This window comes from Candidatus Hydrogenedentota bacterium (genome assembly GCA_019637335.1).
Taxonomy (GTDB): Bacteria; Hydrogenedentota; Hydrogenedentia; order Hydrogenedentales; family JAEUWI01; genus JAEUWI01.
Genome location: JAHBVV010000020.1, coordinates 93,898 through 118,256, shown reverse-complemented (window position 1 = coordinate 118,256; position 24,359 = coordinate 93,898). Strand labels below are relative to the sequence as shown.

General features: G+C 65.5%; 22 protein-coding genes. 6 read left to right on the top strand and 16 right to left on the bottom strand.

Annotated elements, in window-relative coordinates:
* Window positions 1-5: 5 nt before the first annotated feature.
* Window positions 6-1,445, bottom strand: a complete 1,440-nt coding sequence (locus KF886_18980) for a DUF1501 domain-containing protein (GenBank protein MBX3179446.1) — start codon at window positions 1,443-1,445, stop codon at window positions 6-8.
* A 172-nt stretch (window positions 1,446-1,617) separates the two neighbouring features.
* Window positions 1,618-5,016, bottom strand: a complete 3,399-nt coding sequence (locus tag KF886_18975; protein ID MBX3179445.1) for a PSD1 domain-containing protein — start codon at window positions 5,014-5,016, stop codon at window positions 1,618-1,620.
* A gap of 425 nt (window positions 5,017-5,441) precedes the next feature.
* Between KF886_18975 and KF886_18970 the strand changes: the two genes are divergently transcribed.
* Window positions 5,442-7,040: a sigma-70 family RNA polymerase sigma factor gene (locus KF886_18970; protein ID MBX3179444.1), complete on the top strand. Its 1,599-nt coding sequence runs from the start codon at window positions 5,442-5,444 to the stop codon at window positions 7,038-7,040.
* Between the two features lie 285 nt (window positions 7,041-7,325).
* Window positions 7,326-8,786 (top strand): adenosylhomocysteinase, encoded by a 1,461-nt coding sequence (ahcY, locus tag KF886_18965; GenBank protein MBX3179443.1) that lies wholly within the window; start codon window positions 7,326-7,328, stop codon window positions 8,784-8,786.
* A 110-nt stretch (window positions 8,787-8,896) separates the two neighbouring features.
* On the opposite strand, the gene KF886_18960 is transcribed toward ahcY, so the two are convergent.
* The 4 genes from KF886_18960 to ettA all read right to left on the bottom strand — a co-directional run bounded on the left by KF886_18960 (window position 8,897) and on the right by ettA (window position 11,907).
* The gene (locus KF886_18960; GenBank protein MBX3179442.1) at window positions 8,897-9,352 is read right to left on the bottom strand and encodes a hypothetical protein; all 456 of its coding nucleotides are present in this window, start codon (window positions 9,350-9,352) and stop codon (window positions 8,897-8,899) included.
* 61 nt (window positions 9,353-9,413) lie between these two features.
* Window positions 9,414-9,593: a type II toxin-antitoxin system RelE/ParE family toxin gene (locus KF886_18955; protein ID MBX3179441.1), complete on the bottom strand. Its 180-nt coding sequence runs from the start codon at window positions 9,591-9,593 to the stop codon at window positions 9,414-9,416.
* Window positions 9,563-9,907: a hypothetical protein gene (locus tag KF886_18950; GenBank protein ID MBX3179440.1), complete on the bottom strand. Its 345-nt coding sequence runs from the start codon at window positions 9,905-9,907 to the stop codon at window positions 9,563-9,565. The genes KF886_18955 and KF886_18950 overlap by 31 nt, the downstream gene beginning before the upstream one ends.
* A gap of 323 nt (window positions 9,908-10,230) precedes the next feature.
* Window positions 10,231-11,907 (bottom strand): energy-dependent translational throttle protein EttA, encoded by a 1,677-nt coding sequence (ettA, locus tag KF886_18945; GenBank protein ID MBX3179439.1) that lies wholly within the window; start codon window positions 11,905-11,907, stop codon window positions 10,231-10,233.
* Window positions 11,908-12,008: 101 nt separating this feature from the next.
* Between ettA and KF886_18940 the strand changes: the two genes are divergently transcribed.
* The 3 genes from KF886_18940 to KF886_18930 are packed head-to-tail and all read left to right on the top strand — an operon-like array spanning window position 12,009 to window position 13,499.
* Window positions 12,009-12,287: a hypothetical protein gene (locus tag KF886_18940; GenBank protein ID MBX3179438.1), complete on the top strand. Its 279-nt coding sequence runs from the start codon at window positions 12,009-12,011 to the stop codon at window positions 12,285-12,287.
* A 55-nt stretch (window positions 12,288-12,342) separates the two neighbouring features.
* Window positions 12,343-12,873, top strand: coding sequence for an NUDIX hydrolase (locus KF886_18935; GenBank protein MBX3179437.1), 531 nt, complete (start codon window positions 12,343-12,345; stop codon window positions 12,871-12,873).
* Window positions 12,870-13,499: a lysophospholipid acyltransferase family protein gene (locus KF886_18930; GenBank protein ID MBX3179436.1), complete on the top strand. Its 630-nt coding sequence runs from the start codon at window positions 12,870-12,872 to the stop codon at window positions 13,497-13,499. Before KF886_18935 ends, KF886_18930 begins: the two co-directional genes overlap by 4 nt.
* A gap of 99 nt (window positions 13,500-13,598) precedes the next feature.
* On the opposite strand, the gene KF886_18925 is transcribed toward KF886_18930, so the two are convergent.
* From KF886_18925 to KF886_18885, 9 genes are all read right to left on the bottom strand, one after another.
* The gene (locus tag KF886_18925) at window positions 13,599-13,982 is read right to left on the bottom strand and encodes a DUF2809 domain-containing protein (GenBank protein MBX3179435.1); all 384 of its coding nucleotides are present in this window, start codon (window positions 13,980-13,982) and stop codon (window positions 13,599-13,601) included.
* Between the two features lie 38 nt (window positions 13,983-14,020).
* Window positions 14,021-14,323, bottom strand: coding sequence for a hypothetical protein (locus KF886_18920; protein MBX3179434.1), 303 nt, complete (start codon window positions 14,321-14,323; stop codon window positions 14,021-14,023).
* Window positions 14,320-14,598: a BrnT family toxin gene (locus KF886_18915; GenBank protein MBX3179433.1), complete on the bottom strand. Its 279-nt coding sequence runs from the start codon at window positions 14,596-14,598 to the stop codon at window positions 14,320-14,322. The genes KF886_18920 and KF886_18915 overlap by 4 nt, the downstream gene beginning before the upstream one ends.
* Before the next feature lie 117 nt (window positions 14,599-14,715).
* A complete protein-coding gene (locus KF886_18910; GenBank protein MBX3179432.1) occupies window positions 14,716-15,678 on the bottom strand; it encodes a DUF1593 domain-containing protein in 963 nt (320 codons plus the stop codon).
* A 53-nt stretch (window positions 15,679-15,731) separates the two neighbouring features.
* Window positions 15,732-15,989, bottom strand: a complete 258-nt coding sequence (locus tag KF886_18905) for a type II toxin-antitoxin system RelE/ParE family toxin (protein MBX3179431.1) — start codon at window positions 15,987-15,989, stop codon at window positions 15,732-15,734.
* Window positions 15,990-15,992: 3 nt separating this feature from the next.
* A complete protein-coding gene (locus KF886_18900; GenBank protein ID MBX3179430.1) occupies window positions 15,993-16,196 on the bottom strand; it encodes a hypothetical protein in 204 nt (67 codons plus the stop codon).
* Between the two features lie 78 nt (window positions 16,197-16,274).
* Window positions 16,275-17,201 (bottom strand): NAD-dependent epimerase/dehydratase family protein, encoded by a 927-nt coding sequence (locus tag KF886_18895; protein MBX3179429.1) that lies wholly within the window; start codon window positions 17,199-17,201, stop codon window positions 16,275-16,277.
* Between the two features lie 39 nt (window positions 17,202-17,240).
* Entirely contained in the window at window positions 17,241-18,434 is a 1,194-nt protein-coding gene (locus KF886_18890; protein MBX3179428.1) for a glycosyltransferase, read from the bottom strand.
* Between the two features lie 37 nt (window positions 18,435-18,471).
* Window positions 18,472-19,254, bottom strand: a complete 783-nt coding sequence (locus KF886_18885) for a tetratricopeptide repeat protein (GenBank protein MBX3179427.1) — start codon at window positions 19,252-19,254, stop codon at window positions 18,472-18,474.
* Window positions 19,255-19,498: 244 nt separating this feature from the next.
* Between KF886_18885 and KF886_18880 the strand changes: the two genes are divergently transcribed.
* Window positions 19,499-22,414 (top strand): tetratricopeptide repeat protein, encoded by a 2,916-nt coding sequence (locus KF886_18880; protein MBX3179426.1) that lies wholly within the window; start codon window positions 19,499-19,501, stop codon window positions 22,412-22,414.
* Here the strand turns inward: KF886_18880 and KF886_18875 are convergent.
* Window positions 22,392-24,227 (bottom strand): sigma 54-interacting transcriptional regulator, encoded by a 1,836-nt coding sequence (locus KF886_18875; GenBank protein ID MBX3179425.1) that lies wholly within the window; start codon window positions 24,225-24,227, stop codon window positions 22,392-22,394. The genes KF886_18880 and KF886_18875 overlap by 23 nt on opposite strands.
* Between the last annotated feature and the right edge of the window lie 132 nt (window positions 24,228-24,359).

Below are 24,359 nucleotides of genomic sequence, written 5' to 3'. Positions count from 1 at the left end.
CCGCCCTATGCGAGCACATCCCGCACCACGTGCCCGTGGACGTCCGTCAGGCGGAAGTCCCGGCCCGCGAAGCGGTAGGTGAGCTGCTCGTGGTCGAAGCCGAGGAGATGGAGCATGGTGGCGTGGAGGTCGTGGACGTGCACGCGGTTTTCCACGGCCTGGAAGCCAAAATCATCCGTGGCGCCGTGGATGTGGCCGCCCTTGACGCCGCCGCCGGCCATCCAGCAGGTGAAGCCGTAGTGGTTGTGGTCGCGCCCGTTGATCTTGCCCGCATTCGCGCCGGGCGTGGGCAGTTCCACCGTCGGCGTGCGGCCGAATTCGCCGCTGCACACGATCAGCGTGTCTTCCAGCATCCCCCGCCGCTTCAGATCCTTCAGCAGCGCCGCGATGCCCTGGTCGCATTCCTTCGCCAGCTTCGCGTGGTTCACTTCGATGTCGTCGTGGCTGTCCCAGGGCTGGCCGGCGCCGTGCCAGAGCTGGATGAACCGCACCCCGCGCTCGAGGAGACGCCGGGTGATGAGACACTGCCGCCCGTGCACGCCGGGGCCGTACATTTCGCGGATGTATTCCGGCTCCCGCGTGATGTCGAACGCGTCGGTGGCGTCCAGCTGCATCCGGTAGGCCAGCTCGAAGGATTGCAGGCGCGTCTCCAGCTCGCTGTCGGCGTTGCGCGCGTCCGCGTGCCGGTGGTTCAGTTCCGCCAGCAGGTCGAGTTGCGCGCGCTGCGAGGTGTCCGTCTGGTACTTGTTTTCGATGTGCGCAATCAGCTTCTCCATCTCCGTGTGCTTCGTGTCGATGTAGGTGCCCTGGTACACGCCGGGGAGAAAGCCGGACTGCCAGTTCTGCGACTCCTGGATGGGGTAGCCGCCGGGGCACATCGAAATGAAGCCCGGCAGGTTCTGGTTCTCCGTGCCCAGGCCATAGGTGACCCAGGACCCGACGCTCGGCCGGATCTGGCGCGCGTCGCCGCAATTCATCAACAGCAGCGAGGGCTCGTGATTCGGTACGTCCGCGTTCATGGAGCGGATGATGCACATATCGTCAACGCACTCGGCGAGGTGCGGGAAGAGGCTGCTCACGGGGATGCGGCTTTCGCCGTATTCCTTAAACTCAAATGGCGACGCGAACGCCGCGCCGGTCGGGCGCTCGGTGCGCAGGTTGTCCATCGGCAGGTCCTGACCCGCGTACTTCGCCAGCGCCGGCTTGGGATCGAAGGAGTCCACGTGCGACAGGCCGCCGTTGTGGAAGATGTGCACCACGCGTTTGGCCCGGCCCTCGAAGTGCGGCATGCGCGGCGCGGTCGGGTTGATGGCGCCGTAGGCGTCGCTTCCGCTGCCCAGAATCGTGCTCGCCAGACCCAGGGCGCCAAAGCCCATGCCGGTGCGCTTCAGGAAATCGCGCCGGTTGAGGATGAAGTCATCCGCGGTCGGTTTGTGGTGGCTCATAAACTGCATCTCCGTGGGGATATTCGTATCGTGTACATACTGCGCGCAACCGGCGGACCAGGGGGACAGGCGGGACGCCTATCCTACTCTGGGTCGGGACAGGCGGGACGCCTATCCTACTCTGGGTCGGGACAGGCGAGACGCCTACCCTGCCTTAAGCGCGGCCCATTCGTTAATCGACAAACATAAACTCGTTCGACATCAACAGCACCTGCGCGTACTTCTCCCACGGGCCCATGGGCTCGGGCGCGGGGCCATCAAAGCCCAGCCGCGACAACCATTCCCGTGGACGGCTGGAATCGCCTTCCACATCGCCTACCACGCGGATGCGCGGGTGCCAGGTGAAGGAATCGTGGCTCTGGTTGGCGCCGCAATCCACCACCAGGTCAATCGTGTCGCCCGCTTTTACGTTGACGTTTTCAAATTCGCTCCAGACCGTCCCGTTGTGGGCGCGGCCCGTCCAGAGCACCTCGCCGCCGCGCGCTATGACCGATCCGGTGACGCCGTCGCCCTGGGAGGCGCCGTGTTTCAATTCGCCGTCCAGCGCAATCGTCGCGTCGAACGGGGCCACCCAGCGGCGCACCGCCGCCAGCCCCGGCTTGCCCGGATGCCCGCCGTGCGAATTCAGGCTGACCCAGTCCAGCGCGGGATCGGGCAGATTCGGCCCGCCCTGCCACGCCGATCCCGTGAAATGCGGCAACGGCGTAAACGATTCCAGCAGCCCGGTCTCGGCATTCACCGGCCCGTACCCGTACTGCCAGCGGCGGTTGCCGAACTTCTCGGGCGGCGCGGTCTCCTGCGAGGCCACGAAGGCGCGGCCCAGCTCAATTTCCTCGGGCGCGGGATCGCGCTGGAAGACGGCCTGGTAAAGCGCCGCGATGCGCTCTTCCGGCGTCTCCCGTATCGCCACCATCTCGCGCCGCGCCAGCTCCGACGCCTGCTCGCGCAGGAAAGGGCTGTTCATCAGGAAGAGCGCCTGCTGCGGCACGGTCGTGTTGACGCGCCGCGGAACGTGGACGTCCGGGCTGGCGAAATCGAAGGTGCGGAACAGATCCGGCAGGTTCTGCCGCTCGATGCGCCCATAGATCGTCCGCCGCACGGGGAACGGCGCCACCGTCAGCTCCACGCCCTCGCCGCCCATCTGAAGGTCCAGCCGGCCCGCCGCCAGCAGCACGCCGTCGCGCATCGTCTCGAAATCGCGGCGCTGCCGGTTCTGGCGCCAGAGCAGCCGGTTCTCCGGATCCGCCGCGTCGCCGTCCGCGCGCGACAGGCTCGCCTGCTGGTAGGCGGCGGAGCGCATGACCAGGCGGTGCATGTGCTTTACCGACCAGCCGCCCGCCATGAACTCGCCCGCGAGATAATCCAGCAGCTCCGGATGGGTGGGGGCATCGCTGCGCGCGCCGAAATCGCTCGGGGTGCCCACCAGCGGCTCGCCGAAATGGTGCATCCATATCCGGTTCACCATCACGCGCGCCGTGAGCGGGTTCTCGTGGGTCGCGATGGCCTTCGCCATCTCCAGGCGGCCGCTGCCTTCGGTGTAGGGCGCCGCGCCTTCCGGCGAGAGCACATCGAGAAACTTCCGCGGCACACTGTCGCCCCGGTTGCCCGGCTGGCCGCGGCGGAACACATACGGATCGAAGGGCGCGGTTTCTTCCAGCGCCATGGCGCGGTTCGGGCGGCCCGGGTGCGTGCTCTTGACCCGCGCGATGGCGTTGTCGCGATCGCGGACCTGGTTCTGCTGCGGCACCTCGCTCAGCGGCCACACATCGCCGCGCGCGATGTTCGAGGGGCTGTCCGTCGCGAAAAGCAGCTGGCGCACCGCTTCGAGGTTGGCGTCGGGCAGCGCGTCCGGCGCCGCAAGCGCCCGCTCCGGGCTCGTCGTCGTCATCTGCGTGTGGGACGCCAGGATGTCGCTCCAGGCCTTGACGGCTTCGGCGATCAGCCCGCGGTACCGCTCCGTGACCTCCTCCACCGACGCGGGGGGCTCGCCCTCGAAACGTTTCGCCACCAGCGGGTTCACCGCCTGGCCATTCAGTTGCTTGCCGGCAATCTGGGCCGCCAGCTCGGTGCTTTTCGCGGCGAATTCCTCCGCCGGCAGCGCGCGGTAGGCGAACCACGGCCCCAGCACGGGATGGTGCGCTTCCGACAGCGTCTTCAGGTGGTTGCGCCAGCGGATCAGGAGATCGCCCTTGAGCTCGTGCTCCTTCGCGACCACCTTCAGGTGGTTGTCCGCCATGTCCCACGCCTTGTGGGACGCCAGGAGGTAGTCGGCGGCCTTATCCCGGCCGTGCTTCAGCAGGTCAATCTGCAGGCGATCCACCAGCGCCTCCCGGTCGGCCTCCTTCTCCTGCAATTCCTTCTGGTACGCCTGGTACTCCGGGTCGTCCGGATCCGGCTCCTCGATCAGCGGCGGCTCGGCGGGCTCGGACGCGCTCCGGAAGATGCCGTAGAGCCCGTAGTAGTCGCGCGCGGAGATCGCGTCGTACTTGTGGTCGTGGCACCGCGCGCAGGAGACCGTCAGCCCCAGCATCCCCCGCGTGACGACGTCGATGCGGTCGTCCGTGACGTCGTGGATGTTGCCCACAAAGCGGCGCCCCAGCGTGACGTAGCCCAGCGCGGCCAGCGGGCGCCTGTCCTCGCCCAGGTCCATCAGGTCGGCGGCGATCTGGTGCTTCAGGAAGGTGTCGTACGGCAGGTCCTCGTTGAACGCGCGCACCACGTAGTCGCGGTAGGTGTGCGAGAAACCGAAATTGCGCTCCTGCTGGAACACATACCCCTTCGTATCGGCGTACCGCGCAATGTCCAGCCAGTGCCGGCCCCAGCGCTCGCCGTAGTGCGGCGACGCCAGGAGATGCTCGATGACCCGGTCAAAGGCGTCGGGGGCGTCATCCGCCTCGAAAGCGCGCACCTCCTCCATCGACGGCGCGAGCCCGATAAGATCGAGGTAGGCCCGCCGGATCAGGGTGCGACGGTCCGCCACGGGCGACATGCCCAGGCCCGCTTCCTCCAGGCGTGCAAGCAGAAAATTGTCCACCGGAGTCCGAACGGCGTCCGCGGACGCCACCGCCGGCGGGGTCACGTTCGAGACGGGCTGGTACGCCCAGTGCGAGGCGCGCGCCGCCGCCGTGCGTTCTTCCCACGTCAGTTCCTTGTTCGCCGCCACGATCTCGCCGCCGCCCGGCCAGGGACTCCCCATCGCCACCCACGCGTTGATCGCGTCGATCTGATCCTGCGGCAGTTTCGCGTCCGGCGGCATCTTCAGCGCGCCGTCATAGCGGATCACCGCCAGCAGGGAACTGCCGGCCGACTTGTCTCCTTCCAGCAACACGGGGCCGCCTTCGCCGCCGGACAGCATCGCCGCGCGGGAATCGAGCCGGAGTCCGGATTTCTGGGTTTCGGGACCGTGGCACTTGAAACAGCGCTCCGCAAGCACGGGCCGCACCTTCGTCTCGAAGAAGTCGAGGGCGTCCTGGCTGGGGTCGGTCGCGATGGCGCCCGCGGCCCAGATGTGGCCCCCCAGCGCCAGCAAACCGCCAGCCAGACGCCCGCCACGTGGAAACTTCAGGATCATGTATGTACTACTCCTCGTGTATGGGCTCTATCATCCCCGAAGTTCCCCGAAAGTTTCAATGCTCCCCGCTAAGCAACACTACTTAAACTATGAAATTCTGGTGTAACACCAATTTTCGGCGCGGAATGCTGTCCCTCTAGCCGGAGGGCAGGACAATGGCATTCAGATGTCTTCTTTGCGACGGTCGCCATCGAATTAGCTACAATGTCATAAGGGCCGCGTGTTGGAGCGCTGAAGACCTTGCCGGCAGAGATGCCGGCGCTCCTGCGCGCTCACTTCTCTTGATCCAAGGCTCCAAATCGCCTCAGTCATGCGCCCATACGCCGCGAGCGGGTTTAAATGCGCTTGCCGTGAACCCGAGAGTATCCCGAAACGCACGATGCGGGTCTTTCCGGGTATAATAGGGAGAATTCCGGATCCCCCCCATGAACGACCTTGCACAAACCATTCGCGCCGCCCAGGAAGGCGACACCACCGCGTTTGCGTCGCTGGTGCGCCGTTTCCACCATTTCGCCCACGATCGGGCCTATGCGTGGCTCGGCGATCACCACCGCGCGGAAGAAGTGGTGCAGGAGGCCTTTCTGGAGGCGGCCCTCAAGCTGCACCAGCTCCAGGCGCCGGCGGCCTTTTCGGCCTGGTTCAAGCGCATCCTGATCAAGCAGTGCGACCGCGTCACGCGCTTGAAGTCCCTGCCCTCGGTGGAGCTTTCCGCCGCGGCGCACCTGGCGGACGATAGTGCGCCCGCCGGGGAGCGGATTGCCCGCGATCGGCGGAGTTCCCTGGTGCACATCGCCCTCACGGTGCTCACACCCGACCAACGGGACCTGATCCACGCCGTCTACTGGGAAAGCGAGCCGCAGCAGGACCTGGCGCGGCGGCTCGGACTCCCGCTAACGACCGTGAAAAAGCGGCTCTACACCGCCCGGCAGCGGCTGGCGCAGTTTCTCCATCAGACGAACGAATTCGCCGATTCGCCGGACCCGGCGGACGTTTTCCCGCGCGAGGTACAGCTGTTCATGGCCGCCTGGCACGGGCACGCCCACCGCGTGGCCGCGCTGCTGGACGAATCGCCCGAACTGCTGGATGCCGCCAACGACGAGGGCCTCTCCCTGCTCCTGTTCGCGGCCCACGCGGCCCACTATGGCGGGAACAGCCGCGTCACCGACTTGCTGTTGTCCCGCGGGGCCCGGCCCGGACCCTTTGAAAAAGCCGCGCTCGGCTTCGGCGACGCCGCCGGCCGGGGTCCGGAGGTGGATACCCCGGGACCGTGGCGGCGCACCGCGCTGCACTGGGCGGCCTGCGGGGGACACGGCACGCTCGTACGGAGGCTGCTGCTGCTTGGCGCGGACCCGAACCGCCCGGATCAGTGGGGCTGCACGCCGGTGCACCTGGCCGCCGATTTCGGGCATGGCGACGTGCTTACCGCGCTCCTGGCCGCCTCGGGCGATCCCCGGCGCGTGATGAACAATGGCAAGAACCTGATGCACCTGGCGGCGCGCCATAGCAACCTCGACCTGCTGCGCATCGCCCACGGCGCGGGCCTCCCGTTCGATCTGTTCGCCGCCGCCTCGCTGGGAGACCTGGCGTTGGCGAGCCGCCTGATCCGCCGGGATCCCGCGCAGGTCAACGCGCGGTTGCGGATCGGTGCCTCCCCCCTGCATATTGCCGCGGAGCATGGTCACGCCGAGTTGGCGGAATACCTGCTTTCGCGCGGCGCGCGGCTCGATCCCATCAGCGCCATCGCGCTGGACCGGGAAGACGCGTTGATGGACCTGCTGGCGCGCCAGCCGAAAACCGTGGATCGGCGCGCGGGCTCGTTCGGGTTTACCCCTCTGCACGCGGCCTCTGTGCGCGGCCGCGAGGGGCTGGTCCGCCTCCTGATTCACCAGGGCGCGGAAATCAACCGGCCCGACCGCCTGTTCCGGAAAACCCCGATGCACGAAGCGCTCTTTTTCGGGCGCGAAAACGCCGCGCGCCTCCTGCGCGTGCACGGCGGCGAACTCCGCGCGGGAAGCGGCAATTAACAAGATCGATCCTTCGAGAGCCCAGTTTCGGTTGACCCAGTACTCCCTGCTTGCCGTCCCTGTAGTCCCTGTAGTCCCTGTAGTCCCTGAAAACCTCCCCTACTCCCCCTGCCTGCCTGTTGCCTCAAATCCCCTCCAAGCCCTATACTAAACCCCACGCCCTTCCCAGATTCTCCCCGCCGCGTATCCACTTGCATGCCGGGCGGGTCTCTTTAGACATCCCTGGGGAGCGCCCCGCGCGACTATCCAACGACGACACTTGACTCACCAAAGGAGAGACTATTCATGGCTGTTGCTGAAATTGACATTTTCCCGGCGATCGACGAAACCCTGCCCTACAAGGTCGCTGATATGAGCCTGGCGGCCTGGGGCCGCAAGGAGCTCGATCTGGCCGAGGTGGAAATGCCGGGCCTCATGGCCATCCGCGAGCGCTACGCCAAGGACAAGCCGCTGAAGGGCGCGGTGGTGATGGGCTCCCTCCACATGACCATCCAGACGGCCGTGCTCATCGAGACCCTCACCGCGCTCGGCGCCGAAGTGCGCTGGGCGAGCTGCAACATCTTCTCGACCCAGGACCACGCCGCCGCCGCCATCGCCGAGACGGGCGTGCCCGTGTTCGCGTGGAAGGGCGAGACCCTGGAAGAGTACTGGTGGTGCACGTACCAGGCCATGCTCTTCTCCGGCGGGCGCACGCCGACCATGATCGTGGACGACGGCGGCGACGCGACGCTGCTCATCCACCGGGGCTACGACTTTGAGGAGCACTACAACGCGCACGGCGTGCTCCCCGACATCTGCACGGACAACGACGAGATCCGGATTGTGGACTCGCTGCTGCACCGGATCCACGCCGAAGACCCGAACCGCTGGCACAACACGGTCGAAAACTGGATCGGCGTTTCCGAGGAAACGACCACCGGCGTGCACCGGCTCTACCAGATGATGAAAGAGGGCAAGCTCCGCACCCGCGCGATGAACGTGAACGACTCGGTCACCAAGTCGAAGTTCGACAACCTCTACGGTTGCCGCGAGTCCCTGGCGGACGGCATCAAGCGCGCCACCGACGTGATGATCGCGGGCAAGGTCGTCGTCGTTGCCGGGTATGGCGATGTCGGCAAGGGCTGCGCGGACGCGATGAAGGGCCTCGGCGCCCGCGTGGTCGTAACTGAGATTGATCCAATTTGCGCGTTGCAGGCGGCCATGGAAGGGTACCAGGTACTGCCCATGAGCGAAGCGGCGAAACGCGGCGACATTTTCGTCACCACGACGGGCTGTTGCGACGTGATCACGCTGGATCACATGAAGGCGATGAAACACAACGCGATCGTCTGCAACATCGGGCACTTCGACTCCGAAATTCAGATCGCCGCGCTCGAGCGCGAGCCGGGCGTCCAGGAACTGGAGATCAAGCCGCAGGTCGACAAGTTCACCTTCCCCGACGGCAAGTCCATCATCATGCTGGCCAAGGGCCGCCTCGTGAACCTCGGCTGCGCGACGGGCCACCCTTCCTTCGTCATGTCGAACTCCTTCGCGAACCAGACCCTCGCGCAGATCGCGCTCTACTCGCGCCCGAACGAATTCGAAATCGGCCAGGTTTACACGCTGCCGAAGGTCCTCGACGAAGAAGTCGCCCGGCTCCACCTCGAAAAGCTCGGCGTCAAGCTCGACACCCTCACCAGCGCCCAGGCCAAATACCTCGGCATTCCGGTCGAAGGGCCGTATAAGCCGGAGCACTACCGCTATTAGTCGGTGGCTATATTAGAAATGACGAAGCCCGGTGCGGGAAAGCGCGCCGGGCTTTTTGCATTTAGCTTTCTCTATCTCCGAAGGCTGCGGCGAGAGGGGTTGACAAGTAATCACACTTCATGTGGAAACTTGACGTGAGCGTAGCCCCCGGAATGATGATAGATCGTAAGGGTACGGCTTTCTGAGCACAGCATTACGACATCGCCGTCAAAGAACATTCCCAGATCGTAACTTCGAATGAATTCCGCGAGCTCACTCGAATCACATTTGAACGGTGGAAGCTGGCGCGACGAGCAATCATCCGTACAAATCCAAATCTCGCCTTCGTGGCCCGCATCGCTCAGGTTCAGTAAGGGATAAATATCTTCGTCGGAAAGCCTGGATGATTCGATTTCCCAGTCAACTTCGCCCAGTCGAACAAACCGATAGTCAATGCCTTGGTCGTCAAGCGCCCTTAAGATGTCATCGGGCATGAGTGAACGAAACGCATTTGTGTGCGTCCTTAGAGGAGGAACCATTCGCTGAAGCGCTTCAATCATTGGTAATAATGCCGGTTGTTCTAACATGCATTCGTCATCCGAAATACCACTCCCCCGGGGGCGATGATAAACAGGAATAAAAGTCTCACTATCGGTAGACTTCCCTGCGGTCATCAATAGTCACGACGAGGACCAGAAGCCGCCCATCGTGGATCTCGCAAATCACGCGGTAGGAGCCTACTCGAATTCGCCAAGCGGGTCTCCCCGAAAGCTTCATGCAACCCGGCGGACGGGAATTCACTCGCCGTACCGGTCCCTTATCTCGCATACGGCTTGATCGAACGGGACGGACTCACCGGACTCCGACTTTGCGGCATCGTATGCTCGAATATCGTCGAGGTCCTCAAGCTCTTCGAGGACCTGCTCCCATTTCGCCAAGGGTAGCACGAAGGGCTGGCCAGCATACTCCCCAAAGCGACGGCTCGGCTCATCCTCGCGCTCAGCCACTATCGCAAGGTCCACGAGGTCGCGTCCGATTTCCTTGTCTCGCGCAATTCGTAGGATGACGTCGTCTCGCTCCGATTTTGGCAATGCTTTCAACACGGCCAGGAAGCCCTCCGCCGTTGTTTCAGCGTTAGTCATTTCCGGATCTCCTGTGTGTATGCCACACCATTCTAACAGAAGCGAGTACCGACCTGCGGCAACGAGACCACGAATTTCCATGGCCTCGACGGGGTTCTCGCACCACTGTGGAATTCGGGAGGCGCTTCGTGGAAGACGCTCGGCAATCAGTACAGACTTCGCGCGGTCGTTGGGACCTTGCGCTTCCGTTGCCGCAGACAAGAATGTCCGCGATCCTTTGCCGTGCTTCCTCGTAATTTGCCGGACCGCTTGCTGCTATTGCTCCGCATTGCTGCTTCAGCCGACCGAAATTTCACCGCTCCGAACGACTCCGAGTCTAACCGCTACTTCCGCAGCTTCCGGTAGCGCGCGCGGCGGTTTTCGAAGAGCTTGTTGCCCATTTCCTGGACGCGCCAGGCCTCGTATTCCTGGTAGTTGCCTTCAAACCAGCGAACATTGCCCTCTCCCTCGAAGACCAGCAGGTGCGTGCAGACGCGGTCGAGGAAGAAGCGGTCGTGGCTGATGACCAGGGCGCAGCCGCCGAAGTTGAGCAGGGCCTCTTCGAGGAGGCGGAGCGTGTTCACGTCGAGGTCGTTGGTGGGCTCGTCGAGCAGGAGCACGTTGCCGCCTTCCTTGAGGAGCTTGGCGAGGTTGCAGCGGTTGCGCTCGCCGCCGGAGAGCTGGCTGGCCATTTTCTGCTGGTCCGCGCCCTTGAAGCCGAAGCGCGCCAGGTACTGGCGCACGGGCACTTCGAGCTTGCCGAGCTTGACGAAATCGGCGCCGCCGGCGACCTCCTCGATCAGGCTAACGTCGCCCGCGATCGAGCTGCGCTCCTGGTCGACGTAGGACAGGCTGACGGACGGCCCGACGAGCACGTCGCCGGCGTCGGGCTGCTCCTGGCCGAGGATCATGCGGAAGAGCGTGGTCTTGCCGGCGCCGTTCGGGCCGACGAGGCCGACGATGGCGGATCGGGGCACGATGAAGTTCAGGTCCTGGTAGAGCACGCCGTCGCTGAAGGCCTTGGCGACGCCCTTGAACTCGATGACCTGCTGGCCGAGCTCCGGGCCGGGCGCGATCTGGATGGTGGCGCTGTCGGCGTTTTGCTCGGCGGATTCCTTCGCGAGCAGTTGCTCGTATTCCGCGAGGCGCGCGCGGCTGAGTTCATGGCGCGCGGCGCTGCCCATCTTGATCCACTTCAACTCGCGCTCGAGGGCCTGCGCGCGGGCGGAGTTCTTCTTTTCCTGCGCGGCCATCTTCTCCAGCTTCTGCGCGAGCCACTCGGAGTAGTTGCCCTGCCACGGAACGCCCTGGCCGTGGTCGAGCTCCAGGATCCATTTAGTCACGTTGTCGAGGAAGTAGCGGTCGTGCGTGACGATGATCACCGTGCCGTGGTATTCGGCGAGCTGCGTTTCCAGCCAGTCCACGGTCTCCGCGTCGAGGTGGTTGGTGGGCTCGTCCAGCAGGAGCAGGTCGGGCTTTTCCAGCAGCGCCTTGCAGAGGGCCACGCGCCGCTTTTCGCCGCCGCTGAGCACGCCGACCTTCCGGTCGTCGTCCGGCAGGCACAGCGCCTCGCTGGCCTGGTTCAGCACCTGCTCCAGGTTCCAGGCGTCCGCCGCGTCGAGCTTGTCCTGCAGGGTCCCCATCTTCTCCATGCAGGCTTCCATTTCCTCGTCGGACATGGGCTTGGCCATTTTCATGCCGAGGTCCTCGAATTCCTTGAGCATGGCCATGATGTTGCCGAAGGAGGCCTCCAGCGCCTGGCGCACGGTCTGATCGGGATCGAGCACCGGCTCCTGTGGCACGAGGCCGCGCGTGAAGCCGCGGGTCAACTCCGCCTTGCCGTGGAAGTCGTCGTCCAGCCCGGCCATGATCTTCAGTACGGTCGATTTACCGGCGCCGTTCTCGCCCACGATGCCGATCTTGGCGCCGGGGTAGAAGCTCAGGTTGATGTCCTTGAGCACCTGCTTCTGGCCGTAGTACTTGTTCAGGCCGTACATGGTGAAGATGAACTGCTCTGCCATGAAATCCTCACTGGAAGGGTCGTAGGGAAGGGGGAAAGGGGCCGTCGAATGACGGCGCGCATTGTAGTATGCGCCGGATGGACCGTGCAAACAGTTGACAGTTGACAGTTGACAGTTGGATGTTGGACAGAGTGGACAGAGTGGACAGAGTGGACAGGGTGGACAGAGTGGACAGGGTGGACAGAGTGGACAGGGTGGACAGAGTGGACAGAGTGGACAGGGTGGACAGGGTGGACAGGGTGGACAGGGTGGACAGAGTGGACGGGGTGGACGGGGTGGACGGGGTGGACGGGGTGGACGGGGTGGACAGGGTGGACGGGGTGGACGGGGAATCGAGGCACTTTCACCCTGTGGTCTCCGCTGTCAACTGTCAACTGTAATCCGCCTTGCCCCGCTCCGTATACTGCGCAGCACCAGAAAGGGATCCACCCGGCCATGCGGATATTGGGAGAAGGCCGCTTTGTGCGGCTGCTGGAGCACGAGACCTACGAATACGTGGAGCGCAAGGGCTGCTCCGGCATTGTTTCGGTGATCGCTGTGACGGCGGAGGGCGAATTGCTCTTCGTGGAGCAGTACCGGCCGCCGCTGGGATGCCGGACGATTGAACTGGTCGCGGGCCTGGCGGGGGACGAGGGCGAGGAGTCGCTGGAAACCGCGGCGCGCCGCGAGTTGCTGGAGGAGACGGGGTACGCGGCGGATTCGTTGGCGTTTCTGATGGTGGGTCCGAGTGCCGGCGGAATCACGGCGGCGCGGGTCCACTATTACCTCGCGCGGGATGTGGTCCGGGTGCATGCGGGCGGCGGTGTGGCGGACGAAGACATCGTCGTGCACGCCGTGCCGGTCGCGGAAGCACACGCATGGGTCCAGCGGATGAGCGCGGGGGACCGGCTGGTGGATCCGAAGGTGTTTCTGGGGATCGCCGTCGCGCTGCACGGCTGGAACGGCGCCGCGGCGCCCGGCGCATGAATACCGCGCCCCGGCCCATCGCGCGCAACTTCGGGCAGGTCAATCGCCCGCTCCGGTGGATCTCACGGGCCTTGTTGCGGCTGGCGGGCTGGCGCCTTGCCGGGGCCGTGCCGCCGGAACCGAAGATCGTGGCCATCTTCGCGCCGCACACGTCGAACTGGGATTTTGTGGTGGTCTACCTGATGGCCAACGCCTTCGGCATCAAGGGCAATTTCTTCGCCAAGCACACCTTGTGCCGCCCACCGCTGGGCTGGTTCATGCGCGCGGCCGGCGCGATTCCCGTGGTGCGGCGGCGCACCGAGCACCTCGTGGACAGCGCGGTGGAAGCACTGTCGGCGCACGATCGCTTTTACCTCGGCCTCGCACCCGAGGGCACGCGCCGCTACACCGATCACTGGCGAACCGGGTTCTACCACATCGCGGAACGCGCCGGAGCGTCCATTCTGCTGCTGTACGCGGACTACGCGAAAAAGGAAGCCGGGCTGGGGCCTGTTATGACGCCCACGGGGGACAGGGCGGCGGATTTCGAGCGGATTCGCGCGTTCTACGCGGACAAGACGCCAAAACGCCCGGAAAACCGGAGTGAGGCGGTGCTGGGGAAACCGCGGGGGCGGGACGGGGATTGACCGCCAGACCACCAACGGCCTCAATGATACGCTCACGATCGATCCGCTCGATCTGGGAACGTTGCTTCTGTGCACGGCGCAGGATCTCGACCGTGTAATTCACTCGCCGTAGTGTTCCCGTATTTCACATACGGCCCGATCCGCCAGCGCGCCCAGCGCAATTCCCACCGTGTAGCAGACCAGATCGCTCCACAGAAAGCCAAAGCCCAGCACCAGCCCGCCCAACGTGGTGTCGCGAAGCGCGTCAATCCACGGCGCGTGATAAAGTTGGCTGAATTCTACAGCAAACGAGACGAAGAGGGCCGCCCCGCTCCGGTGGAGCAGCCGCGCGCCGGGCGCGGCGGCGCTGATACCCAGAAAGACCAGCAGCGCCCACAGGGTGTCCCCGGCGTACTCGGCCAGGAAGGGAGGCAGGTGGCTGCCGTAACGGCGGGACGCCAAGCCGAGCGCCACGACGGGGATGGCAGGCAACAGGTATGGCATGGTCGCTCGCGACGAGATATGAAGAGAAAAGGCGCCCTTCACTTGTCCTTGCCAACGGCTTTGTTCGCTGTAATGTCGTACAGCCCGCCCGATACGTATTTGTGCAGCACACTGGATACCAGGGTTTGGTAGGGGACGCCCTCCTCCAGCGCCCGCCGCTGCAACGACGTAAGGTCTCGGGTAGAAATGCGGATATTGATGCGGCGGTCCTTTCTTGAGGTCGCTTTTGCGGCTTCCGCCAGATTCCGCCTCCGCTCGGGTGTCAACACGGAGCCAAAGGCGTCCACTTCAAAATCTTCGAGCACGCGCTGTTCCTCGGTATCGAGCCTTACTTTCTTCATGATCCACCTCCAAAGTATTTCCTGGTCGCTTTCCTGCTGGGAATGATCGTCTTCAAAAAAATTTCGCTGTCATCTTCGACATAGGGGACAAGATAGGCCACGTCATCAACGCCGACAACAAATACTCGCTGGTTGGGATAGCGGCTCCTGTTGGGATGTTCCAGATCGTCCAGCACTTGTCCCTGCTGGATGTAGAAGAGAATATCTTCGAAGGAAATCCCTCGTGTCTCAACGAGCTGCTGGTTCTTGGCGTGGTTCCAATTGAAGGTCTTCACACAGGTCATTATCCCATACTTGTGTGCCTTTTGGCATCCCGAAAATCGGCGTAACTTTCCCGGCGATCATCATGACCTCCGAACGGCGTCGTTGCAAACTCCGCTGGCAACCAGGCTCTACTCCGCGCCCTTCTTCGCCCGTACGCGATCCATCCGATCGCGCCAGTCCGACAGGAAGTCCTCGCGCCAGCGGCTGACCGTCACCGCGCCGGGCTTGTCCTTGTGTTGCAGCGCCGGGTCGGGGTTGTCGCGCCAGTAGTTGGGGCGTTCATCCGGCATGGGCCGCACGTAGGCGCCGCCCCAGTGCTCGCCCTCGGGGTCCGCCGGATCGCCGTGCAGCAGGTACAACACGCTCGGCGTGTCGCCCATCTTGATGTCCCGCTTCTGCGCCATAAACAGCGCGCCCAGGGCCCCGTGCCCCGCCACGTGCTCCGCGGGAAACGCCACGTTCCCCCACTCGCCCGCCTGGTTCCCGCCCATGTACATGCCGCGGAAGGTCGTTTCGCTTTCGATCCACCACAGGTCGGGGTGGTGGTTGAAGAGGTAATCTCGCGCCTTGCGGTCCTGGCTGGTGTTCCATGACGCGATGGCGTAGACCCGGATCGATTTCTTGATTTCCGGCGCCGCGTGCACGGCCTGCGCCACATCCGTGATGGAGCCCCACACCAGCACATAAAGCGGGCGCGGGTCATCCATGCGGGCGCGCTCGATAAGAAGCGCCGCCCCTTCACTCAGTGTTTCCGGCGTCTCACCCGCCTGGGGGTCGATGGCGCCCTGGCGAACCACCGCGCGCAACGCATCCGGCGCCGGGTAATCCGCCGACCACGTTCGGAGATTTTCGTAGTCCACGGCATAGGCGTCGATGGCCTCCAGCAAATGCGCCGCGCGCCCCTTGTCCGGCGGCGAGCTTATCAGGCCCTCCGTTTCAAAGCGGTCCGCATAGACCAGGTAGTGTACCATGGACTGGAAATCGTCCGGATCGCTCCCGCCGATGTCGGTGGAAACGAAGACGCGGGGAAGCTCGGCGGCCAGGGCGAATCCTGTCCCAAGACTAGATAGTACGCCAATCGCAATAAACATGAGACGATTCACAGGTTATCTCCGAAGTAATGCCCGTTCCAGGCTGTGTCAAGTCACTTGCGGTAAACATCGCCGCGATGTCCCACGGCCACCACCCGGACTGAAAGCCTCTCATCATCAATCGTGTATAGAATTCGATAAGACCCAACGCGAATTCGGAATTTGTCCATTCCCCGAAGCTTTACGCACCCAGGTGGCCGGGGTTCCGCCTCCAGCTCAAGGATAGCCGACGCCACCCGTTCAAAGATGCCCACGGGGAGATCGTCAATTTCCTTTTCCGCGGACCGCTTGATAGAGACGCTATATGGCACGCCTCATTGGCCCCGCTTTTGTTCAAGATACTCACGGAATGGCCGCTCGGGTTCGTCCTTTCGGGCCTCAATCGTGGCAAGGTCGATCAGATCCTGACCAAACTCTTCGTCGCAGGCGATTCGCGCCAATACGGCATCTTGATCGGCTTTTGACAACGCCTTCAGTATGGCCACAAACCCTTCCGCAGTCGTCTCGGAACTCGTCATTGTCGGATCTCCAGCCTGTTTTCCCTGTTCCGATTCTACCAGAACCTGGCCACAAACTCGCGCCGGTCTGGGATACCTTTACCCCCGATTATCCTGAATATATTCCGCGGTCGCCCGGAGCCCTTCTTCCAGGCCCACCTCGGGCTTCCAGCCCAGCACCTTCGCCGCGCGGTCGCCGGTGATGTAGTTCTCCTGGACTTCGCCCGGGCGCAGGTCCGCCAGCACCGGCTCGCCCCGGAAATCGAGGGCCTTCTTGAGAATATCGAAGAGCGCGCGGACCGAGGTTCCCTCGCCCGATCCGAGGTTCAGCGTCTCGCCGTCGCCCATATCGAGCGCGAGCAGCCCGGCGCGGGCGATGTCCTTCACGTAGACGTAGTCGCGCAGCGGCATGCCGTGCCCGTAGAGGGTGGGGTTCTTGCCGTCGAGCATGAGTCCGGCGAGAATCGCGCAGACGCCCGCCTCGCCATCGGCGCGCTGCCGCGGCCCGTAGACGTTCGGGAAGCGAAGAATCGTGTAGCGGAGGCCATAGAGGCGGCCGTACAGCGCGAGATAGTGCTCGAAGGCGAGCTTGCTCGCGGCGTACTGGCACTCCGGTTTCGGGATCGCCTCTTCGGAAGCGGGCAGCGTATCCTGAACGCCGTAGATCGCGCCGCCGGTGGACGAGAACAAGACCTTCTTCACACCGTGGGCCACGGCGCATTCCAGCATGTTCAAGCCGCCGAGGATATTCACGCCCGCGTCGAAGATGGGATCCTGCACGCTCCGGCGCACGTCCATCTGCGCGGCGAGGTGAAACACAATCGACGGTTGCTCCGTTTCAAACACGCTCGCCAGCCCGCCGGAGCGGATGTCCATGTCGTAAACCGTCGCGGCCGCGTTCACGTTTTCGTGCACGCCGGAACTGAAATCGTCCACGATACACACCACGTGGCCCGCCTCGATACAGGCGTCCACAATGTGGCTGCCGATAAACCCGGCGCCGCCGGTAACCAGAATCTTTGCCATGTCGCTCTCCATGTTCCTGTGCGGCCTTGCGGCCCCGATTCAAACGCCGTCCCGAACGCGCGCGCGGCGATCGGCATCCCGGTCGCCGCGCGCGGTCAATTCTTCAAAGACACCCGCCATATCCGCCACCAGCCGCCCGATGCCATAGCGCGCCACCGCGCGGCGCCGCCCGGCCTCGCCGAGGTCCGCCGCGCCCGCCGGATCCCGCAGCACGGAAAGCACCGCCGCCGCCAGCGCATTGGGATCGCCGGGCCTCACCAGCCGCCCGGTCTCCCCTTCCACCACCGTGTCCAGCGGGCCGCCCGCCGCCGTCGCCACCACGGGCCGCGCCGACGCCATCGCCTCGATCACGGTCAGCCCGAAGGGTTCGGGCGTTACCGAGGGTAACACCAGGACGTCCGCGTCCGCGAGTATGGCCGGAATATCATGCCGCACCCCGGTGAAGCGCACCCGGCCCTCGAGGCCCAGTTCCCGGCAACGATTTTGCAACGCGACCGCGTATTCCGGCTTGTTGACCGCCGCCCCGCCCACGATCAGGATATGTGCTTCGGGCATGCCGGCAAACAAGGCCGGCGCCGCCTCGATCAACACATCCTGCCCCTTCCACGGCTCCAGGCGCCCCACCGTCACCACGAGCGGCGCGCCGTCCGGAACGCCAAACTCCGCTCGAACGGCGCCGGTGCGCTCGGATTCCAGGTAGCGAGCCAGGTCGATGCCGTCCGGGACCGTGCGCAGGCGTGCGCCGCATCGCTCCAGGCTCGCCGCCACCGCGCTCGAAATCGCCACCGCGCGCGTGGCGAGGATCGGGACCATCGCGCGCATCAGGGCGCCGGATCGTGAATCGGGGATAAGCTCGCGCACGTGCCAGACCAACGGCCTGCGCGCCAATCGGGCGGCCACGGCCCCTTGCAGGTTCGTGCTCGTGTTCACGTGTACCAGATCGGCGTTCCAGCGGCGGAACTGGCGCGCGGCGCGCAGCGTGTGCGGCCAGAACCACAGGAAAAACGCCGTCAACTTGCGCCATTCCAGCGCGCGCCTCGGGGAGACAAACGGGATCTCGGCCACCTCCGCGCCCAGGGCGCGGTATTCCGCCGCCATCGGGTCGCCGGCCTTGAGCAGCAGGAAGGGCGTGAAGCGTGAAGGGTCCAGGTGCGCCACCAAATCGAAAAGGGCGCGATCGGACCCCCCGCAGGTGTCGGATGTGAAGTGGCAAAAGGCGATCCGGCGTGTCATCGGGCCGTCGCATCCCGCCAACGCGCGCGCGACCGGGTCACGGGTCCGACTTTCCGGCGGCGGCGGCCGCAATCTGCTGCAATACCCGCTCGCCCGCGCGCCGGAGTCCCGGGCTCTCCGTGTTTCGAAGCATCGTCTCGACGACTTCGCGCGCGGCGTCGAACTCGCCGCGATCGATCAGCAGGCGCGCGACCGTGTTTGCCGTCGAGTGGCCGGGATCGATCGCCAACAGGTCCCGGCCATACCGGAGCGCGGCGTCGACGTCCCCCTCCTCCCGGGCGACGCCGTGCAGGACGTGGCGGGCCCAGACGCGCTGCGTACTGTCCGCCTCGGCGTCCGCTTTCTCCAGCCAAATCTCCCCGAGTTTCCGCGCGCGTTCCAGCGCGCCCGTGCGCCACAGCGCGGTCACGTATCCGGTGTAGTGCCCGGACAGGCGGAAGGCTTCCGGGGGAAGTTCATCGTAGGCCTCGGTAGCCTCTTCATGCATGCCCTGCCGGACCAACAGGTCGCCTATTGCCCGCCCGCACATGAAGCGCGACTCGTCATTCGAGAATCGCCCCCCCAACGCCTGCCGGTACTTCAATACCGCCTGCGCCAGGTTACCCTGCGCTTCGAATTTCTGGCCCGCCTGAAACGAAGCCTCGGCGCACGCCGCATCGAGACCGGCCGTCAATTGCGCGCCATACACGCGGTAACCTATCAAGGCCCCGGCAAGGACGAGGAAGGCGATTGCGCTGATTGCAAGCAGCACCTCGTAGGCGCCGCGCGGCGCAACCGGCGCCAGCGCGCAATCGGTGGGGCTGGGGGTATCTGCTGTCATGGAATCCATTGCGGGGCCGCGGATACGCGGCCCCTGGTTGTGGGCGGGTTATGCGCGGCATCCTAGCAGATCCGCCCGCCGCAAGTCATTGCGCCTTCCCGGATGGCAATGGTAGCATACGCACTTCACCCCCCATACGGGGAAACGCCCCGCCGGCATCTCGCGGTGCGCGCAACTCGCCGTTTGCCGGCGGGAACGGCGTCTACCGGTCGCCCCGCGCCGCCCGCGATCCCTGGAGATACTCGTGAGCCAACCTGCTTCCAAGCTCGATTCGTTCTACCGATTCGCGCTCGCCGCCTATTTGTTTGTTCTGGTGCTCGCCATGTACTGGGGCACGGACGATCCGACGATTCACATCAAGGAGCTGATCACCGCCTGGGCGGCGGGGCTGCTCGCGGGCAGCTATGTGCTCGTCAGCTGGATTACCGGGCGCCCGCTCCGCCGGCCCGCCATCTTTGCCGAGGTCATCCTCTGCCTGCTCGCGTTTTTCGCCATCGGAACCGCCTTTTCCGGCTACTTCCGCTACAGCCTGCTCGAGACCGGGCAATTCTTCGGCCTATTTGCGCTCTACTGGCTGGCCAGCCAGATCTACCGGACGCCCGAGCAGGTCCTCCGCCTGTTCACCGTCTTCTGTACCGCGGTCTTTGTGGCCGGGCTGTACGCCGTGGCGCAGAAAGCCGGCCTCGACCCCTTCCCCTGGGAGGACAGGACGAGCGATACCTACACGAATCTCCCGGCGACCTTCGGCAACCCCAACTACGCCGCGCACGCAATTATTCTCGCGCTGATCATGATCGCCTGCCTGTTGCGCTCGGGCGCGGCGTGGACAGCCTGGGTGCTGGCGCCCGTGCTGCTCTTCCACCTCGCCAGCACCGGGCAACGCGCCGGCTGGATCGCGCTGGCGGGGGCCGCCGCGCTCGTGGCGATCTCCTGGGTGTTCCTCCGCAAGTCCCGGCGCCCCGTGCTGGGCGTAACGGCCTCGCTCCTGATCTTCGCCGCGCTCGGATTCGCCGCCGCCGGAAGCGCCATGTACATGACCCACCTGCGGACGGGCCAGATCTTCCCCCTAGACCTCTCCCTGCTCCTCCGCTACCAATCCTACGTCAGCGCAACCAGCATGCTGTTCGAGTCTCCCCTGGTTGGGCATGGGCCCGGCGTCTACGCGCTGGCCTACGCGCCCCACTGGACCCCCTTCGAGCAGGCCTGGTTCGCGCAGGAGCTGCGGGTCAACGAACATGTGCACAATGACCTCCTGGAGCTGGCCATCGACGGCGGCATCGCGGCCGCCGGGCTCTACCTCACCCTGATTGTGCTCGGCGCGGGTTTTGGCCTGCTGATGGCCGCGCAGGGACCCTCCCCCGCCCACCGCCGCCTGGGCTACGCCTTCGCCGCCTTCTTCGCCGCCTTCGCCATCGACGGCCTCTTCGGCTTCAACCTCCGCGTACCCGTCACCGCCGCGCTCTTCTTCATCGTGATGGGCCTGCTCGACGGGCTCTGGCGTGAGAACCGCCAGAACGCGGCCTCCTTGCCGCCCGGCTGGTCCCGCGCGCTGCGCGCCGCCTTCGCCGTGCTGCTGGCCCTGGCCACCTGGCAGGAAACCCGCCGTTTCGTCTCCGAGTATCACTTCAATGCGGGCGAGGATGCCCGGCAAGCCGGCGATCTGGACGCAGCCATGCGGGCCTTCGAATCCGCCGCGGGGCACGCCGGCTGGAACTGGAGGATCCCCGGGCACATGGGCCTGGCCGAGCTGGACCGGCAGCGGCCCGATGCCGCGCTGCGGCACTTCGAGACCGCGCTCGCGCTCAATCCCCACGCTTTTCTGAACCACCTCCCCGCCGGGCGCGCGAACCTCATGCTCGCGCAGGCCGCTGCGCGCGAGGAAGGCGGGATCCCGGTGGCCGAAGACCGGCTGGAGGCGGCGCGCGAAAACGCGCGCGCGATTCTGGAGACCGCGCCCGGCCTGCCTTCGGCGCACGGTCTCCTGGGGCGCGTTGAGTCGATCGCCGCTATACTCAAGCGCGACCAGCCCGACCGCGCCGATGAGGCGGGCGCGCACTGGGCCGCCGCCCGCGATCACTTCCAGGAGGCCATTGACGGCGGCGCGCGGAACCCGGCCGAGATCTACCGCATGATCATGCAGGTCGAATCCGCCCAGGGCGATTTGGACGCGGCGGGCCAGGCATTGGCCGCCGCAATCCAGATCGCCCCGGAAGACAAATCATCCTGGACGGCGTTCTACGAGTTTGCGAAGCAGCACGATCGCTTCGATCAATACCGCGGCGTGCTGTACAGGCAGATCGACATGCTGCTGGCGATCACCGACCCGTCCGCCGCGGATCGGGCGGAGCTCGCGGAGGCGTGGTCCTGGCTTGCAGCCGTGCTGGACGAGGGCTTTGGCGATGCCGAAGGCGCCGCCGACGCCCTGGCCCGCGCCGTGGAGGCCGGCCCCATGCGCCCGGACCTGTGGAACCGCTTCGCCACGTTTACCGAGAAACATCAACGGCGGCAGGACTTCGACGACACCCTGCTGGCGTCCGCCGATGCGCTCGCGGAGCGCGCCGAAACCCCGCTGCCCCAGGTGGAGGCGGTCGCCATGGTGTTGCGCGATCCCGCGGGCCAGCTCGACGCCGCCTCCCGCGTATTGCTCGCCGCGCTGCGCGCGCAACCCCCACAGACGCCCCCCCTTGCGCTTATGCTGGCGTATGGCTGGGCGGCCAGCCGGGTCCAGGAGGCCTACGACCAGCTCCAGGCGGACGTCGGGGCGCCCTGCGAAAGCGCCCTCAATCTGGGGATCGTGGCGGCAACCCTCGGCGGGCGGGACCTGGCGGCAACACTCTTCGAACGCGCCCATGGTTGTCTGGAAGGCGAACAGCGCGCCGCCTGCGCGGTCCACTGGGGCGATCTGCTTCTGCGCGGCGGCGACGCGGAGGGCGCGCTTGAACGCCTCCGGGAAGCCGAGGCCGAATTCCCGGATCACCTGGAGATCCAGTGGAGCATCGCGCGGGCTTTGGCCGCCGCCGGCAATGCGGAGGAAGCGCGCGCCACCTTCCAGCGCCTGCTCGCCGATCCGGACCTCGCGCCGGGCGCGGCCGGCCAGATCCAGCGCGAACTGCAAGCGCTGAGCGGCGCCGGCGCGGCTACAGAAGGCGGTACTCGCTGACCTTCCGGTAGAGTGTGCTGCGCCCGATATCCAGCAGCTGCGCCGCCGCCGCGATGTTCCCATCGCAGCGGAGAAGCGCCTCGTGAATGTGGGCCTTTTCGGCCTCCTCCAGGGTCGCGAGCGGCTGCTCGCCGTCCGAGTGCGCCGCGTCGGGACTCTGCTCCAGGTCCTTGCGCCGGATACGCTCCGTCGGCGCGGTTACCATCGCACGTTCGATCCGGTTCCGCAGTTCGCGCACGTTCCCGTGCCACGGCTGGCCCTCCAGGTAGCGGAGCGCGTCCTCCGTAAAACCCAGGGTTCGGTTGCCCAGGCGCTCGCGCGCCTGGCGGTGGAAATGCTTCGCCAGGAGTTGAATATCGCTCTTGCGCTCGCGAAGCGGCGGGATCGTGATTTCGAAGACGCCCAGCCGGTGGTACAAGTCGCGCCGGAATGCGCCGCTCTTGACCTCTTCGGCCATGTTCCGGTTCGTCGCGCTGATGAAACGGACGTTCACGCGGATGTCCGAGGTCCCGCCCAGCCGCCGGAAGATCCCCGTCTCGATTGCGCGCAGGAGCCGCGCCTGGTTCGCCGGGCTGAGATCGCACAGCTCATCCAGGAACATCGTGCCGCCGTCGCTTTCTTCGAAAAGGCCGGTTTTCTGCTTGTGCGCGCCGGTAAACGCCCCGCGCTCGTAACCAAACAGTTCGCTCTCCAGCAGCTCGGGCGGTATCGCCGCGCAATTCACCACCGTCAGCGGCGCGGACGATCGGGCCGACAGCTGGTGGATAAGGCGCACGACGAGTTCCTTGCCCGTGCCCGTCTCCCCGAGCACAATCGTGTTCAAATCCGACCGCGCGCAGTCCCGGGCCAGGCCCCGAACCCGCTCGACGGCCGGGCTCTCCCCGATCAGCGCCACGCCTTCCGCGGCGCCCGCGACCAGCAGCTCGTTCTCGCGCTCCAGGATACGGAGCCGGTCCAGCGCGTGCGCGTAAGGCGCCGTGACCTGCGCCACGGCGAGCAGATACTCGAGATCGCCCTCGTCGTAGATCTGCACAGGCGACTCGGCCTGCACGATGAGCGCGCCGATCGCCTCCTGGCCGAGCACCATGGGCGCGACCAGCGTCGTGCGCACCCCCGCTTCCTCCCCGTTGCGATAACCCTCCGGCAGAAGCACCCCCTGCTGATCCTGCATGCAACGTCCGATCACCTCGTCCACAGGATACCGCGAGGAAAACAGCCGGTGGCTGTCCTGCGGGTAGAAGTCGAGGCCCTCGCCCAGGTAGCGGCGGTACGCGACCAACACCACGCGCGGCGAAAATCGATCCGCCACGCGCTGCACCAGCGCCATAATGAGGCCCGAGAAGGAGGAGGCCTCGCTGAGCAGTCGGCCCAGCGCGAACAGTTCGGCGAGATCCTCCGCCGTGCGCGGGCGGCCCTGGACCGCGAGCGCGGTGCGGTCGCGGTCGAGATAGAGGGGCTCGCCGGGCACCAAAGATTGAGTGGGCGGAGGCGAGTTCGGGGAAAACGACGGAACCTCGGTGTCCATCACCACCCGCGCAACGAGGAATATCGCGCTGCCGACCGCCACCTCGTCGCCAGGCTCCAGCCGCGCCTCCTTGACCGGCTCGCCGTTGACGAAGGTAGCGTTGCTGCTGCCCAGATCACGCAGCGTCACGCGATCGCCATCCAGCCAGATCTGGCAGTGACGGCGCGATACGAGGGGATCGCTCACCCGGATGTCGCACACGATGTCACGCCCGAACACGAGCGGACGCTCCGCGATCACCCAGGATGTGCCCTTCGACGCCCCGCTCCTCGCCGTGACTTGAAACAATTGCGGCTCCTATCCAATAGGTTACTTATGCGACCACCGGACCGGGGCGCGCGGCGGCTGCTGCGGCATCGCGGAGGCCACGCGGAACAGGGACAGGGCGCGCGACGCTACAATCCTGGCCTGAGCGTCAGA

Bases quoted from the DNA above. Each gene is read 5' to 3' on its own strand.
- KF886_18975 (MBX3179445.1), bottom strand. From the start codon at position 5,016: ATGATCCTGAAGTTTCCACGTGGCGGGCGTCTGGCTGGCGGTTTGCTG.
- KF886_18935 (MBX3179437.1), top strand. From the start codon at position 12,343: ATGCGGATATTGGGAGAAGGCCGCTTTGTGCGGCTGCTGGAGCACGAG.
- KF886_18930 (MBX3179436.1), top strand. From the start codon at position 12,870: ATGAATACCGCGCCCCGGCCCATCGCGCGCAACTTCGGGCAGGTCAAT.
- KF886_18980 (MBX3179446.1), bottom strand. From the start codon at position 1,445: ATGAGCCACCACAAACCGACCGCGGATGACTTCATCCTCAACCGGCGC.
- KF886_18970 (MBX3179444.1), top strand. From the start codon at position 5,442: ATGAACGACCTTGCACAAACCATTCGCGCCGCCCAGGAAGGCGACACC.
- KF886_18910 (MBX3179432.1), bottom strand. From the start codon at position 15,678: ATGTTTATTGCGATTGGCGTACTATCTAGTCTTGGGACAGGATTCGCC.
- KF886_18920 (MBX3179434.1), bottom strand. From the start codon at position 14,323: ATGAAGAAAGTAAGGCTCGATACCGAGGAACAGCGCGTGCTCGAAGAT.
- KF886_18885 (MBX3179427.1), bottom strand. From the start codon at position 19,254: ATGACAGCAGATACCCCCAGCCCCACCGATTGCGCGCTGGCGCCGGTT.
- KF886_18960 (MBX3179442.1), bottom strand. From the start codon at position 9,352: ATGTTAGAACAACCGGCATTATTACCAATGATTGAAGCGCTTCAGCGA.
- KF886_18900 (MBX3179430.1), bottom strand. From the start codon at position 16,196: ATGACGAGTTCCGAGACGACTGCGGAAGGGTTTGTGGCCATACTGAAG.
- KF886_18955 (MBX3179441.1), bottom strand. From the start codon at position 9,593: ATGCGAGATAAGGGACCGGTACGGCGAGTGAATTCCCGTCCGCCGGGT.
- KF886_18890 (MBX3179428.1), bottom strand. From the start codon at position 18,434: ATGACACGCCGGATCGCCTTTTGCCACTTCACATCCGACACCTGCGGG.
- KF886_18895 (MBX3179429.1), bottom strand. From the start codon at position 17,201: ATGGCAAAGATTCTGGTTACCGGCGGCGCCGGGTTTATCGGCAGCCAC.
- KF886_18925 (MBX3179435.1), bottom strand. From the start codon at position 13,982: ATGCCATACCTGTTGCCTGCCATCCCCGTCGTGGCGCTCGGCTTGGCG.
- ettA (MBX3179439.1), bottom strand. From the start codon at position 11,907: ATGGCAGAGCAGTTCATCTTCACCATGTACGGCCTGAACAAGTACTAC.
- KF886_18950 (MBX3179440.1), bottom strand. From the start codon at position 9,907: ATGACTAACGCTGAAACAACGGCGGAGGGCTTCCTGGCCGTGTTGAAA.
- ahcY (MBX3179443.1), top strand. From the start codon at position 7,326: ATGGCTGTTGCTGAAATTGACATTTTCCCGGCGATCGACGAAACCCTG.